Raw genomic sequence first — 13,061 nt, 5'->3', positions numbered from 1 at the left:
CGAGGACAAAGCCAGTTGAGCCATGAAAAATCTCATCCTCGTCGGTGCGGGAGGGCTCGGCCGCGAGCTGTTGCAGTGGGCCAAAGACATCAATGCCCAGTCACCGCGCTGGCACATCAAAGGCTTTCTCGCCGATGACCCGAAGGCGCTCGAAGGCATTGCATGCAGTCACGACGTGCTCGGCGGTGTCTGGGATTGGCAACCTGAGTCGAACGAGGTCTTTACCTGCGCGATCGGCGATCCCGCCGATAAGGCCCGCGTGGTCGCATCACTGGTGTCGCGCGGGGCGCGCTTGGTCTGCGTGGTTCACCCGACGGCGATCATCGGTGAGCACAATCAGGTCGGCGCCGGCCTCATCATGTATCCCGGCGCACGCATCACCGCGAATGTGCGCATCGGCGACTATGTCACCCTGTTGTCGTCGGCGATCGGTCATGACGCGGAGGTCGGGGATTTCACGACCGTCTCGTCCCACTGCACCATCACCGGGGGAGTCCGTCTCGGGAGACGCGTCTTTGTCGGCAGCCAAGCGACCATCATCCCCGATGTCCAGGTCGGCGACGATGCCCATATCGGCGCGGGAAGTGTCGTCGTCTCCAACGTCGCCGCCGGTATGCGTGTGATGGGTAACCCGGCCCGGCGCTTCACGCCGGCAGGATGAAGGCACTGAACATGCCCGAAACCGCAATCCAACGCTATCGCCGCGTCTTCCGTGAGACCTTCGACGTGGCCGATGAAGCGCTCGCCGGATTGGAGTACCGCTCCGTCCCCGCATGGGATTCGGTGGGACATCTGATCCTCACCTCGGGGCTCGAGGAGGCACTCGGGATCACATTGGAGTTCGACGACGTCATCGCCCTCTCGTCCTACGAAAAAGGCATCGAGATCTTGGCCAAGTATCTTCCCGAGCTGGCGTCGGAGCCGGACGACGCGGTTCGATCCTGATCAGAACTGGAGACCATGAGCAACATCCGTAACGTCCCCAAGATCTCCGCGGGTCTCATCGATCTGATACGCGCCCAAATCGAGCACCGTGCGACCTGGATGGCCTTGATGCACGAGCAAGCGGAGCGAGCGGGCGTCGACGCCGATACCCTCGCCCGCGCCGCCATTCACCGCTGTGGAACCTTCCACGGGGAGCGATTCAAAGATGTGTTGCCAGAGTCCGATTGCGCGGTCTTCGGTCAGCGCTACTTCGACGGTGTCACAGTGAAGACCTTCGAGATCGACATCGCCGATGCGACCCCCGACGCGCTCCACGTGCGCTTTGGCTATTGCCCCCTGGTCGCCGCCTGGCAAAAGCTGGGCTTCGACGATGCACGCTGCGCCACACTCTGCGATCTCGCGATGGAAGGCGATCGCGCCGTCGCCGCCACGCAAGGTATCAACCTGGAGATTGGCGAGACGATTGCGCAAGGCGGGAGTTGCTGCGAAATGCGGTTCAGGCGCTGATGGCTCCCGAGAGACTGATGCCACTCAGTGACCTGACGATGATCAGCGGCGTGCTGAGCGTGAACGAGGCGATCCGAGACAAGGCGTCGATGGCGGTGTCGCCGTCGTCGAGGCAGCTGGTGAGCCAATTCTATCCTCGGTCTGGGCGGCTAGTAATAAACAGGGACGGACCACGTTTAAGCTTGGCAATGAACGCGATAAATCGTGGTCTTCCCCCGGTTTTCCCCATCGCAATCAAGACATTTGGGATCCTCATGAATCGGCGCGCTTTGGACAACAGCAAAACCGTCCACGTTAGAGTTATCGGGTGTCGACATGGCTGCGAGTCTGATTGATAGTCTTTACTTCGGCGATACCTTCGCCAATCCGGCGATGCGTCATGTCTTTTCGGACGAGGCGCGCTTTCGCTCCTGGTTGGACGTGGAGGCGGCGCTGGCGCGCACGCAGGCGCGGCTCGGCTTGATCCCGGTCAGCGCGGCCGAGGAGATCAGTCGAGAGGCGACGATCGAGCGGCTCGATCTCGCCGCCATGAAAGCGGAATACGAGCGCGTCGGCTTCCCGATCCTGCCCTTGGTGCATCAACTGGCCAAGGCGTGCGATCCGGAGTCGGCCCGGTGGGTCCACTGGGGCGCGACGACACAGGACATCATCGATACCGGTCTGGCGCTGCAGATGCGCGATGGCTTCGGGATCATCGGGCGCCAGCTCGACGAGGTCATCGACGCGGTGGCGCGCCTCGCCCGGGATCATCGCGACACGGTCATGGCCGGCCGGACCTTCCAACAGCAGGCGGCGCCCATCACCTTCGGCTTCAAGGCGGCGGTATGGCTCGACGAGCTGATCCGTCACCGCGAGCGTCTGTCCGGCATCAAGCACCGCGCGCTGGTGTGCCAATTCGGCGGTGCCGTCGGCACGCTGGCCACCCTGGGTAAGGACGGCATGGCGGTGCTGGAGGCGTTGGCGCGGGAGCTCGGGCTCGAGACCCCGGCCATCTCCTGGCACACCGCACGCGACGGCTGGGCCGAGGCGGTGTTCTGGTTGGCGATGGTGGGCGCGACCCTGGCCAAGATCGCCACCGAGGTTGCGACCTTGATGCGCACCGAGGTCGACGAGGTGCGCGAGCCCTTTGCGCCGGGGCGGGGCGGCAGCAGCACCCTGCCGCAGAAGCGCAACCCCATCGCCTGCCCCATCATCATCGCCATCGGCAACCGGCTGCGCGAGTGCGTCGGCTCCCAGTTGACGGCCATGATCCAGGAACACGAGCGCGCGGTCGCCGGCCAGCCGCTGGAATGGCTGGTGATCCCCGATGCCTTCGTCCTGACCTCCGGCGCCTTGCGACAGGCGTTCGGCATCCTCGATCGTCTGACCGTCGATGCCGAGCGCATGCGCGCCAACCTGGCCAGCGGCGGCGGATTCCTGATGGCCGAGGCCGTCATGATGGGCCTGGCCCCGCACACCGGCCGCAATCAAGCCCACGACATCGTCTACGCCGCGGCCAGCCGCGCACTGGAGGCCGGCGACACCCTGCGCAGCGCCCTGCTCGCCGATCCTCTGGTCACCGCACACCTGAGCGAGCCCGCGATCGATGCGCTCCTGGAACCCGCCAACTACACCGGCTCCGCAGGCGCGATGGTGGATGCGGTGTTGGCGAAGCTGGTGCAGGGGTGATGTGTCTCCGACTGCATCGGAGTACCGGGCGACACACCGTCACATTGATGGCATTCTGCGTTCGACCGACTTCAGTGACGATCCAGAAATCAAGCTGAACACCGTGATGACATGTTTCGGTTTTTGTGTCGACCTCGCCCGGTGATCGACAGAACGCTGGAGATTGCTCATGACCGACCTTGAATTATTCATCCAGTCGCATCGGCGCCGGCCGATCTCGGCGACCGATTGGAGCAAGCGTAAGGAAAAATGGTTGAATGAGCTCGGCATGCTCCTTTCAGGTATTCAAGAAAAACTCGTTTCAGCCGGAGTGCCGAGTGCAGATATTCACTCGACCGAGAATTCCCTGAATGAGGAGTATCTCGGTCAATATGATGCGCCTGGCTTGGTGATCCATATCGGAGGCAATGAGGTTGTTTTTAAACCAAAAGGCAGTAGAGTTATGGGGGCGTTCGGGCGTGTGGATGTTCTAGGTCCTCGTGGTCGCGCACGATTGATTGCAGATGTCGAAGAGGGGGATTCGAGTGATGAGCCCCTTGATCGAGAATGGCAGTGGTATGTCTATCCGGAGCATGGCCGGAAAGGTCACTTTTTGTTCGATGAAGACAGCCTTGTGCCGCTGCTGGAAATCGTGCTTGGCTGATTGAGCGATGCAGCCCTTCCCAACGATCGATCAAGCTTACGACTGGTATGTTTCGACAAGAGATGGCTTGGCCAGTTTGGGTTCTTATGTCTGGATGCGCGAAACACGCTTGAACATCAGCGATAGAACGCTCGATGAGCTTTTTGGAATGACGGAATCAGAGTGGCAGACCTACTACGAGCTTAATCTGGATAAGCACGAGCTGTTTTCGGCGCTTTCCTTGTTTGCAGCTTGCGAGGGAGGTATTCGGAGGGATTTTGATTGGCGCGTCCAAGGAGATAACGGGCAAAAGCATCATCAACGTTTTTTAAATGAGTACAAGAAGCATGGGGCGGATGAACGAATCACGCTCGCAACACTGATCGACAACTGGTTGGCTGCAGAAAGAGGCAATGTTTGGTTGAGGCGTCAGTTGCTGGAACTGAAAACGTTATTTGCGCGGCGTAACGACTTGGCACACGGCCGGTCCGGTGAAAGTGTATCTTTTGACGTGATTTTCGAGAAATTGAATCGGATTCGTACAAAATGGCGAGATGGTGTCGATGATTTCCGTGGCTACTAGTCCAACTGACGTCGGGTTAGCCTTATTGATAACCTCGACCACATGGGCGGCCAACTGTGTCGTCCGGACGTCGTCGCCTGACAGCATCAGGGCTGGAAGCCCTGATGACTGACTGTTCATCAGCGATTCGCCAAGACTATGAACAAGGCGATACGCACTGTAGGGTCGACTGTAGGGGCGACTTAAGTCGCCCCTACAAATTACCCATTATTTCAGTTCATTTTTGCCTTACCGTAGCCGCGCTCATTGCAGCCATCCTCGGCACCCTCATTAGCCTTGCCCTATTCATTCTGAAATGACAAAACCAAGATGGCAGCAACGTCCCGAAGGCTCGACCTGGGGCGACTGGGGCGCGGACGATCAACTCGGTCGTCTGAATCTGATCGGTCCCGAGCAGGTCCTTAAAGGTGTCGCCGAAGTCAAGACCGGCAAGACCTTTTGCCTCAGCCTACCCCTGGACTTGCCCGGCGGGCAGACCTTGAACGCCGTTCGGCATCCGCCCCGATTGCGCCCGGTCATCCGCAACGACGCCCCGTACTACAACTATGTCTGGCGCGACTTCGATCCGCGCCTCACCGATGTGGGCTGCGACGACAGCGTGCTGTTGTATACGCAGTATTCAACGCAGTGGGACAGCCTCGCGCACCGTGGATCCCTTTTCGACGTCGCGGGGAATGGGCAGATCGAGCCGGTCTACTACAACGGCTACCGCGCCGGGGCGGACGTCCACATGGACACGGAGCACCGCACCTGTGCGGCAGCACTGGGCATCGAGCACATGGCCGCGCACGGTGTTCAAGGCCGCGGTGTGCTGGTCGACCTCTTCACCCATTTCGGGGAGAGCCCGCGTCACGAAGTCGGTTTCGACGACCTGATGCGGGTGATGGAGACCGATGGCATCGAGGTGGAGCCGGGCGACATCCTGTGTCTGTGGACCGGTCTCGACCGCATGATCCTGCGCATGGCCGGCCAACCGGATGACTCCATCAAACATGCCTGTGCGGTGCTCGACGGCTGGGACGAACGCCTGCTCCAATGGATCACGGACAGCGGTGTCGCTGCGATCGCGTCCGACAACCTCGCCGTGGAGTCGATCGGAAAGCGCCTGCCCGAGGGGTATCGAGGTACCAACCTCCCCCTGCACGAGCACTGCCTCTTCAAGCTCGGCGTACACCTGGGCGAGCTCTGGCACCTCGCCGATTTGGCTGAATGGCTGCGCGCCGAACGGGGCTCCCGCTTTCTGTTGACTGCGCCGCCCTTGCGGCTGCCGGGTGCGGTCGGATCGCCGGTCACGCCGGTAGCGACGGTCTAGTAGGAGTCTTTCCGGCTTAGGTTCGAGACGCGTTCTAACGCGAAGTTCAGGGGTTCTGAGAAAGTCGGAATTGCCAATATGGGCGTAGCGCGGCGCTTTTGATCATCTTGTCACCGATTTCCGGTGAGTTTTCAACCTGAATCGAACAAGCCGGACAGACTCATGCGCCTGCCTGCCAAGCACTGAGCCGGCTGTTGAACAAACCTTGCTTCTATCGCAAACGACAGCTTTGAGAGCCAGGGTCACCCGCGTGTCTCAGGCAAGTGGGGAAGCTGGGCGAGTAACAATAAGTGGAACGTGGATCTCAGGAGAACACGGAAATGCTAGTCGTGGGCGAAGGTTCGGATGAATATCAGCCAATCAGAGACCTACAGACGACAGGCAACCCGACCGGCGACTATCTGCGTAGTCCCTTCGGGCCTCGCTCGTAAGACCGGCCACCCAAAACATCAGTCGCTCGTGACACCCGCTCTGCGGTGTCACGCATGCCCCGTGGCGCTCTGCGCCAAGTGCCACGATGGCCGGAATTACGAGCAAGGCCGTATAAGGGTTTCCGGAAATTACCTGCCCTTTCGATCACCGCCCACTCAATCGATCGCGAACCATGATCCTTGCCATGATCCCCGCCCGCATGGGCAGCCAACGCCTGAAGCAAAAGAATCTGCGCGAGCTGGGCGGCGTGCCGCTGATTACCCGCGCCATCCGCAACTGCCGGGCGGCGGGCGTGTTCGACGCCATCTGGGTGAACTCCGAGCATCCGGCCTTCGGCGAGATCGCCGCGGCCGAGGGGGTGCACTTTCATCGCCGCCCCGAGGCGCTCGGCAACAACCAGGCGACCAGCGAGCAGTTCATCGCGGAGTTCCTGCAGGCGCATGACTGCGATGTCGTGGTCCAGGTCCACAGCATCGCGCCCTTGCTGACGGTCGCGGAGATCCGTGACTTCGTCGCCGTCCTGGCCCGCGACGAGGTCGACTGTCTGCTCTCGACCGATCCGGTCCAGATCGAGTGCGCCTATCGCGGCCAGCCGGTCAACTTCAGCTTCGCGGAGAAGACCAACTCGCAGGACTTGGAGCCGATCCAGCGCCTGAGCTGGAGCATCACCGCTTGGCGCCGGCGCACCTACCTGGACGCGGTGGCCGCGGGCCAGTGCGCCACCTATGCCGGGCGTGTCGGCTTCCACCCCATCAGCGCGTTGGCGGGGCACATCATCAAGACCGAGCGTGATCTGCAGATTGCCGAGGCGCTGCTGCCGTTGGTGGAGAATGACTGAGCATCAAGTCAGTGAGAATTGTCTTTCCGTCCAGAAGCAATGGCTTTACGAACGTGGTGAGGGGCGAACGAAACATCGCTGGGCCAAGGACGAGGCGGGTTTTCTGGACACCCAACATGGACAGGTCGGACAATGTCATCGTTCCATCAACATCGAGATCGCAACCGCGTTGTTGCGAGACGGGATCGTCTACTACGCACCAGGGGCCAACGAGCCGGAGCATGTGTACGCGGTCTACCGTGGCGTGATTTATGAGGCGGCGCCAACTCGGCCGGGCATCTCTTTTCATGGTTACGCTTGACAGACCGGTCAGGGCAGGCCGGTCAGGGCCGGCCGGCGTTGCCGCCGAGAATCAAACGTGCACTTGAGCAGCGAGCAATCGATGACGGTCATGAGCAGGAATTCCGGGCATGGCTGAAGCAACACGGTTAGGCCGCGACACCGGGATTGAATTGCGCTTCGTTTCCGAGTGCGCGACGAGCGCCGGGCAGGAACTTGCCGATGCGCTTTTCAGCCTGGCGGTTGAAGGGCAGACCGTCTGGGGTTCACGAAACCAGGACGGCCCCGACACGCATCGCGTCTCGCTTTCTTGGCCGCTCGTCGATCTGCTTCATGGTCTTGGGCGAATCTGGCCCTGGTTGATTCTCGAAGAAGGTTACCCGACCGCCATCTCGCCGCTGCATCCCGGGGACATGATGGGCAGAGCCGAGACGCGTTGGAACGACCTCAGCCCGGCGGAGGCCGAAGCGGAGGAAGAGCTGCTGTTCGATTTTCGGCACCGTCACGACCTGTCGCTGCTGTTGCGGGGGCTCACCGTGCCACCGCTCTGGATTCTGCGCGAGGGCGCGGATGCTTTGGTCTGGTCCCAGCAATGGGTTCGCCCGACGCGCCTGTCGCACCGTGCCGTCATGGACGATTTGACCGCCATTGGCGAAGGTATCGCGCGGCACCTTTCAGAAAGCACGCATCCACGGGCGCTGCGTGCCCTGCGACGCTGGTCGGAACGGACGAGCGAGACAAGAGCGGCGTATCTTCCGCTGGTGACCGGAATGGAGCCCTCGGAACTGCGACAACTGCCCTGCCGGTGGCCGAGGTGCTGGGCGGGCAGGTGCCGCGTTTTGCCGAACAGCGGGCCAACGCCTTCGCCGCTGAATTGCTGCTGCCTCGTGCCCAAGCCGAGTCGGCCTGTCGGTCCAGCGCGAACGTGCTGGAAGCCTCCGCACGCCTGGAGCGTGAATTCCGCGTGAGCCGCGAATTGACCGCACGTCAGATCAATAACTCCGCGCTGGGACAGACGCTGACGGCTGGCGAGCGCCGGAGGCTCGAACACTGGTGGAAGTCGGGCGAATTCGCTTGAGATCAGGGGTGCGCCGGGCGAATCGCATCGCGACCCAATCAGACCCGGCACAGCCTGCACGAAGAGGCTGCCAACCCGGCATTTCACCTGTGCCACGCCTCGATTCGTTCTTGTCAAGCACGTCCGGAACTCAAGACAACCTGGATGAACTATGTTTTGCGCTGTCCTTAACGAGCATGCCGCCTGGAAATCCGTCTTGGTGCATCCGGTGTTGCGCCGCTCCCTCGACTGGCTGGCGACGCATGCCGTCACCGCCGTCCTGGGCGACGTCTCCCTTGGCGCCGCCGGCTGGTTCGCCAACGTGCACGAATATCGAACATTGCCGGAGTCCGAGTGCATCTGGGAAAATCATCGCCGGACCATCGATGTGCAGTATGTGATCGCGGGTGGCGAGCGCATCCGCTGGTCGCCGGTCGCGCAGTTGGGTGAGCCCTTGCGCAGCATCGAGGCACGGGATCGGGAGGAGTACGCCGCCCCGCCCGAGGCCATGACCCTGCTCACCCTGCGCGCCGGGATGTTCGCGGTGTTTCTCCCGGGCGAGGCCCATTGCCCCATGATTGCGCTCGATGCGCCGATGCCGATCCGCAAGGCCGTCGTGAAGATACCCTTGCGTCTGCTGGAGTCCTGACCCATGACAACCGAGCTCAAGCTTGCCGAGCAGGCGGCCGCCGAGGCCGCGGAACTGCTGCGCCGTGACTTTCTGCGCGACGCCGGGGTGACGGACGATCGCGGCAAGGACATCAAGACCCAGGCCGATCTCGCCGCGCAGGAGCTGATCCTCGCGCACCTGCGGCCAACCGGTATCCCGGTGCTGGCCGAGGAGGGCGACGGCAAGACACTGGATCTGGACCAGACGGTTATGATTGCAAATATGATAGTGAATCAAATGATCTCTGAGTTTTCCTTAGTTGTTTCGACACGTGACAAATGATTACATACGAAAACAGCACCGTGCTTGTAACCGGTGGGACACGGGGGATTGGTGCGTCAATAGCAAGTCTATTGAGCGACCTTGGGGCAAAAGTTATTGTTACTGGCCGTCATTCTCAGCAACCGGGAAACTTGTCAAGCGATAGCTATGTTTCCGTCGATTTCTCCTGCCGGTCTTCCCTTTCGACCTTTTTAGAGATCGTTGAAACTGGACCTGCGATTAGTCTCCTTGTTAATAATGCCGGGATCAATCTAATAAACCCTATTACTGAAATCACCATTGCCGATTTCGATGAGGTTTCTGAAGTGAATTACAGAGCACCGTACCTCATAATGCGAGCGGCCGCGCGCAATATGATAAAACACAGAATCCCTGGGCGTGTTGTCAATATCTCAAGTATTTGGGCAACTGTCACTAAGACTGGACGATCTGCATATTGTGCTGCAAAATCAGGCGTACTTGGAATGACACGTGCTGCTGCGATTGATCTTGCATCGCACGGAATACTCGTGAATGCGGTATCGCCTGGCTTCGTTATGACAGACTTGACGATTGCGACCTTGGGAAAAGATGGTATGCAGGCGATGGCGTCTCAAGTACCTGTTGGACGTCTAGCCAGTCCAGACGAGATTGCAAGGGTTGTAGCCTTTATCGGTTCTAGCCAACAAACTTACATAACTGGCCAAAACATTATTGTTGACGGAGGGTTCACCAATGTCTGATTCTCTGTCTATCCGCTCCATTTTTCGCGACTATAAGGTTGAATTTACATCAGAGTTTCTTGATAAGCTGAAAATATTAAAATTAGATGGGGACTTGGTTGTTGTTGATTCTACTGTGCTCCTCCTTTACCCTGAGATACGACTGGTAGCTGGTGATGATCTTTGGGCGGTAGACGGCCAGGAGTCACTTAAGAGTTATGAGGGCGTCATTCCACTGTTTCAGCGTTTGATTGAGGGTGGATTTCATCGAGATAATCGCATTATTGCAATCGGTGGCGGCATAACTCAAGATATCGCGTCGTTTGTATCATCACTGCTGTACCGGGGGGTAGATTGGTATTTTTTCCCCACTAATATGTTGACGCAATGTGACTCATGTATCGGGAGTAAAACATCGATTAACTTCCGGCAGTATAAAAATCAGATAGGCGGATTCTATCCGCCTGCTGAGGTCATTATCGATACCAATTTTTTAAAGAGTCTTTCTAGGATAGAAGTTGCCTCGGGGCTCGGCGAAATGCTTCACTATTTTTTGCTCAATTCCGAAGAAGATCTTGAGCTCTTTTGGAAGTACGCCCCAGAAATACGCTCAGGGAACGATCTTTATAAGCCGCTCATATTGAGAAGTCTCACGATAAAAAAAGCCATGATTGAACTTGATGAATTTGATCGTGGACCACGGAATATCTTCAACTACGGTCATTCGTTCGGTCACGCAATCGAGTCGGCAACGAATTACGCGGTTCCGCATGGCATTGCGGTTGCCTACGGAATAGACCTAGCAAATCTTGTGTCCGTTATGCGCGGTTTACTGCAATCTTCTGAGCGAAACCGAATCAGACGGGCTTGTGAATTGGTGTTTGACGGTTTTTCACTACCGTCTATTGAAATGTATGACTACATGGCAGCGATGAAAAGAGACAAAAAGAATGTAGGACAGCGGCTCGGCCTTATTCTTACCCGAGGGGTCGGTGATATGTTCAAGGAACTCTGTGAGGTGAATGACGATTTGCATAACCTAATCGCGTCATTTTTTACAAATAAACTGTATCTCACTGATATATGAAAAACCTAGGAAAAATTGTCGGTCACATACCGGCTCGTGCTGGTAGCAAACGTGTACCAGCCAAAAATTTGCGTTTGATTGATAACGCACCATTGCTGAGTTACGCTGTTAATGCAGCACTTGCATCCTGCCGGCTGAACGAGGTCGTTGTTAACACCGACGGGCTGGAAATTAGCAAGCTGGCCAAGTCACTAGGCGCTAAAGTCTTTATGCGCGATGCCCAATATGCTACGGATTCTGCATCAGGCGATGATTTCAACCATGATTTTATTTCCAAGTGGTATGTTGATACTCTGGTCATGATCAACCCCGTGTGTCCTCTGATAAACACGTCTGATATCGATGCCGCGTTGGATGCCTATGCGCAAGATGATACGGCAGATACTCTCATTACGGTTCAATCGACTCAGATGCAGGTGTTTTTTGAGGCGGAGCCAGTCAACATTACACTCGGGGGGCATCTCGCGCCCACTCAGCAGAATAGGCATGTCGATATATTGAACTGGGCGGTAACGATCTGGGATGCAAAAGCATATCAGAATCGATATCAAACAGGCGGAGATGCCTATATCGGCCGACAGCGTCTCCTTTTTTCAATTGAACCGTTACACGCTATAAAAATTAGCACAGAGGAAGACTTCCGCTTGGCTGAAGCAGTGCTGAAAGCGCGTCGCCTGGCATGCGTTGATCAGGCACCGGTTTATTGGCGTGATTCCCAGTAAGTTTAATTCTAGCACACGGTGTGAATTATGATTTATGGGTCATTAAGTCACTGGAAGCATCACATCCTTTTTAACTCAAATCTAATCTGGAGAGAGGCATTTGAATGGATCGAGAAACACTCGGAGGATGCCGCGGACGGTTTCTATCCACTTTCGCTTGAGAACTTTTATGTTCGGGTGATGGAGTACGAGACAAAACAGAGAGAGGAGGCAAATTATGAAAGCCATCTCCACACTATTGACCTGCAATATACAATTCTCGGTGCTGAGGGAATCGAGGTCGAAGATGCTGCAAAGTTAGTGACAAGGGGTGACTATCAAGTCTCGAAGGATGTGCAATTCTACAATCTCCCGGTGAGGAGTTCCGTTCGTGTTGATAATCTAAAAGATCGGTTTTGCATTTTGTTCCCCCATGATGCGCATTTGCCGCAGTTATTAGTGCCGGGTTACACTCGCGTTCGGAAGCTAGTTGTAAAAATACCTTGCGTTCTTGTTAGCTGAGTCTGTATCGGTTAAACGAATTCTTTAGCTGGGATGTCTGATGCTGATTTTCAAAGCCACGAACACCCTTGACGGCTACTTGCCGCCACTTGACTACACCGAAGACAAGGCCCAAGCCGAGGTCATGGTGGTCGGCGGCAAGAAGATCGTCCTCGACGAATTCCCCAAGCTGCGCGGCATCTTCAAGACCGGCGTCGGGACCGACAACCTGCCCTTTGCCGAGGCGGCCGAGCGCGGTGTCGAGATCGCGCTTCCGTCCGAGGCGACCTGCGATGTTATCTACGAGGAGACGGCCGCCTTTACCTGCCATCTGATCCTCACCGGCCTCTACGCGGGAACGGGGGATTGGGATCGCTGGCTGAAGGTGGATCGGCCCCAATTGGCCAGCCGCCGCCTTCTGGTGGTGGGTGCCGGGCGCATCGGCCGACGCGTCTCGGACAAGATGGCGGCCTTCATGTCGGTGGACACCTTCGACACGGCCCACGATGCGGCCGATGCCTTCGAGGCCAAAGTGCGTGCCGCCGATGGTGTCAGCCTGCACGTGCCGCTGACCGACGACACGCGCGAGCTGTTCAACGCCGAGCGTCTAGCCTGGCTGCGCGACGGCGCGGTGCTGGTCAATACCGCGCGCGGTCCGGTCATCGACGAGGACGCCCTTTACGCAGAGCTCGGCGCCGGGCGTTTGCGTGCCGCCATCGATGTCTTCTGGCAGGAGCCCTATCGCGGTAAGCTCACCGAGCTGCCGGCCGATCGATTCATCCGGACCCCGCACATCGCCAGCACCTGCCGGGAATTTGTCGCAGGGACCGCCCGGGACTTTCTCGCATTCATGACGACATTGGAACGCCGGTGAGC

General features: G+C 58.0%; 17 protein-coding genes. All 17 read left to right on the top strand.

Annotation, left to right across the window (positions count from 1 at the left end; all coding sequences use genetic code 11):
- Positions 1–22: 22 nt before the first annotated feature.
- The 17 genes from KFB96_RS06565 to KFB96_RS06485 all read left to right on the top strand — a co-directional run bounded on the left by KFB96_RS06565 (position 23) and on the right by KFB96_RS06485 (position 13,059).
- On the top strand, positions 23–661 hold the full coding sequence (locus KFB96_RS06565) for an acetyltransferase (protein ID WP_213465475.1): 639 nt from the start codon (positions 23–25) through the stop codon (positions 659–661).
- An 11-nt stretch (positions 662–672) separates the two neighbouring features.
- A complete protein-coding gene (locus tag KFB96_RS06560; protein ID WP_213465477.1) occupies positions 673–945 on the top strand; it encodes a hypothetical protein in 273 nt (90 codons plus the stop codon).
- A 15-nt stretch (positions 946–960) separates the two neighbouring features.
- On the top strand, positions 961–1,452 hold the full coding sequence (locus KFB96_RS06555; RefSeq protein WP_213465479.1) for an L-2-amino-thiazoline-4-carboxylic acid hydrolase: 492 nt from the start codon (positions 961–963) through the stop codon (positions 1,450–1,452).
- A 315-nt stretch (positions 1,453–1,767) separates the two neighbouring features.
- Positions 1,768–3,120, top strand: coding sequence for an adenylosuccinate lyase family protein (locus tag KFB96_RS06550; RefSeq protein WP_213465481.1), 1,353 nt, complete (start codon positions 1,768–1,770; stop codon positions 3,118–3,120).
- Between the two features lie 169 nt (positions 3,121–3,289).
- On the top strand, positions 3,290–3,763 hold the full coding sequence (locus KFB96_RS06545) for a hypothetical protein (protein WP_213465483.1): 474 nt from the start codon (positions 3,290–3,292) through the stop codon (positions 3,761–3,763).
- 7 nt (positions 3,764–3,770) lie between these two features.
- Positions 3,771–4,325, top strand: a complete 555-nt coding sequence (locus KFB96_RS06540) for a hypothetical protein (protein ID WP_213465484.1) — start codon at positions 3,771–3,773, stop codon at positions 4,323–4,325.
- A gap of 295 nt (positions 4,326–4,620) precedes the next feature.
- Complete coding sequence (locus KFB96_RS06535) at positions 4,621–5,637, top strand: cyclase family protein (protein ID WP_300971348.1); 1,017 nt, start codon at positions 4,621–4,623, stop codon at positions 5,635–5,637.
- Between the two features lie 604 nt (positions 5,638–6,241).
- Entirely contained in the window at positions 6,242–6,907 is a 666-nt protein-coding gene (locus KFB96_RS06530) for an NTP transferase domain-containing protein (protein WP_213465486.1), read from the top strand.
- Entirely contained in the window at positions 6,900–7,208 is a 309-nt protein-coding gene (locus tag KFB96_RS06525) for a hypothetical protein (RefSeq protein WP_213465488.1), read from the top strand. The genes KFB96_RS06530 and KFB96_RS06525 overlap by 8 nt, the downstream gene beginning before the upstream one ends.
- 783 nt (positions 7,209–7,991) lie before the next feature.
- Positions 7,992–8,264, top strand: a complete 273-nt coding sequence (locus tag KFB96_RS06520; RefSeq protein WP_213465504.1) for an ImmA/IrrE family metallo-endopeptidase — start codon at positions 7,992–7,994, stop codon at positions 8,262–8,264.
- Between the two features lie 151 nt (positions 8,265–8,415).
- The gene (locus KFB96_RS06515; protein WP_213465506.1) at positions 8,416–8,892 is read left to right on the top strand and encodes a YhcH/YjgK/YiaL family protein; all 477 of its coding nucleotides are present in this window, start codon (positions 8,416–8,418) and stop codon (positions 8,890–8,892) included.
- A gap of 3 nt (positions 8,893–8,895) precedes the next feature.
- Positions 8,896–9,195 carry a hypothetical protein gene (locus KFB96_RS06510; protein ID WP_213465508.1) on the top strand — a complete coding sequence of 100 codons (300 nt, stop codon included), beginning with the start codon at positions 8,896–8,898 and terminating at the stop codon, positions 9,193–9,195.
- The gene (locus tag KFB96_RS06505; RefSeq protein ID WP_213465509.1) at positions 9,192–9,917 is read left to right on the top strand and encodes an SDR family NAD(P)-dependent oxidoreductase; all 726 of its coding nucleotides are present in this window, start codon (positions 9,192–9,194) and stop codon (positions 9,915–9,917) included. The genes KFB96_RS06510 and KFB96_RS06505 overlap by 4 nt, the downstream gene beginning before the upstream one ends.
- Positions 9,910–10,983: a hypothetical protein gene (locus KFB96_RS06500; protein WP_213465511.1), complete on the top strand. Its 1,074-nt coding sequence runs from the start codon at positions 9,910–9,912 to the stop codon at positions 10,981–10,983. Before KFB96_RS06505 ends, KFB96_RS06500 begins: the two co-directional genes overlap by 8 nt.
- A complete protein-coding gene (locus KFB96_RS06495) occupies positions 10,980–11,705 on the top strand; it encodes a hypothetical protein (RefSeq protein WP_213465513.1) in 726 nt (241 codons plus the stop codon). The genes KFB96_RS06500 and KFB96_RS06495 overlap by 4 nt, the downstream gene beginning before the upstream one ends.
- A 27-nt stretch (positions 11,706–11,732) precedes the next feature.
- The gene (locus KFB96_RS27430; RefSeq protein ID WP_213465515.1) at positions 11,733–12,206 is read left to right on the top strand and encodes a YhcH/YjgK/YiaL family protein; all 474 of its coding nucleotides are present in this window, start codon (positions 11,733–11,735) and stop codon (positions 12,204–12,206) included.
- A 40-nt stretch (positions 12,207–12,246) separates the two neighbouring features.
- Positions 12,247–13,059, top strand: coding sequence for an NAD(P)-dependent oxidoreductase (locus tag KFB96_RS06485; protein ID WP_213465517.1), 813 nt, complete (start codon positions 12,247–12,249; stop codon positions 13,057–13,059).
- Positions 13,060–13,061 lie beyond the last annotated feature (2 nt).

Source organism: Thiocapsa sp. (assembly GCF_018399035.1).
Taxonomy (GTDB): Bacteria; Pseudomonadota; Gammaproteobacteria; order Chromatiales; family Chromatiaceae; genus Thiocapsa.
Note: the sequence above shows the minus strand (reverse complement) of the source record. Positions and strands in the feature narration are given on the sequence as shown.

Bases quoted from the DNA above. Each gene is read 5' to 3' on its own strand.
- KFB96_RS06565 (WP_213465475.1), top strand. From the start codon at position 23: ATGAAAAATCTCATCCTCGTCGGTGCGGGAGGGCTCGGCCGCGAGCTG.
- KFB96_RS06560 (WP_213465477.1), top strand. From the start codon at position 673: ATGCCCGAAACCGCAATCCAACGCTATCGCCGCGTCTTCCGTGAGACC.
- KFB96_RS06555 (WP_213465479.1), top strand. From the start codon at position 961: ATGAGCAACATCCGTAACGTCCCCAAGATCTCCGCGGGTCTCATCGAT.
- KFB96_RS06550 (WP_213465481.1), top strand. From the start codon at position 1,768: ATGGCTGCGAGTCTGATTGATAGTCTTTACTTCGGCGATACCTTCGCC.
- KFB96_RS06545 (WP_213465483.1), top strand. From the start codon at position 3,290: ATGACCGACCTTGAATTATTCATCCAGTCGCATCGGCGCCGGCCGATC.
- KFB96_RS06540 (WP_213465484.1), top strand. From the start codon at position 3,771: ATGCAGCCCTTCCCAACGATCGATCAAGCTTACGACTGGTATGTTTCG.
- KFB96_RS06535 (WP_300971348.1), top strand. From the start codon at position 4,621: ATGACAAAACCAAGATGGCAGCAACGTCCCGAAGGCTCGACCTGGGGC.
- KFB96_RS06530 (WP_213465486.1), top strand. From the start codon at position 6,242: ATGATCCTTGCCATGATCCCCGCCCGCATGGGCAGCCAACGCCTGAAG.
- KFB96_RS06525 (WP_213465488.1), top strand. From the start codon at position 6,900: ATGACTGAGCATCAAGTCAGTGAGAATTGTCTTTCCGTCCAGAAGCAA.
- KFB96_RS06515 (WP_213465506.1), top strand. From the start codon at position 8,416: ATGTTTTGCGCTGTCCTTAACGAGCATGCCGCCTGGAAATCCGTCTTG.
- KFB96_RS06510 (WP_213465508.1), top strand. From the start codon at position 8,896: ATGACAACCGAGCTCAAGCTTGCCGAGCAGGCGGCCGCCGAGGCCGCG.
- KFB96_RS06505 (WP_213465509.1), top strand. From the start codon at position 9,192: ATGATTACATACGAAAACAGCACCGTGCTTGTAACCGGTGGGACACGG.
- KFB96_RS06500 (WP_213465511.1), top strand. From the start codon at position 9,910: ATGTCTGATTCTCTGTCTATCCGCTCCATTTTTCGCGACTATAAGGTT.
- KFB96_RS06495 (WP_213465513.1), top strand. From the start codon at position 10,980: ATGAAAAACCTAGGAAAAATTGTCGGTCACATACCGGCTCGTGCTGGT.
- KFB96_RS27430 (WP_213465515.1), top strand. From the start codon at position 11,733: ATGATTTATGGGTCATTAAGTCACTGGAAGCATCACATCCTTTTTAAC.
- KFB96_RS06485 (WP_213465517.1), top strand. From the start codon at position 12,247: ATGCTGATTTTCAAAGCCACGAACACCCTTGACGGCTACTTGCCGCCA.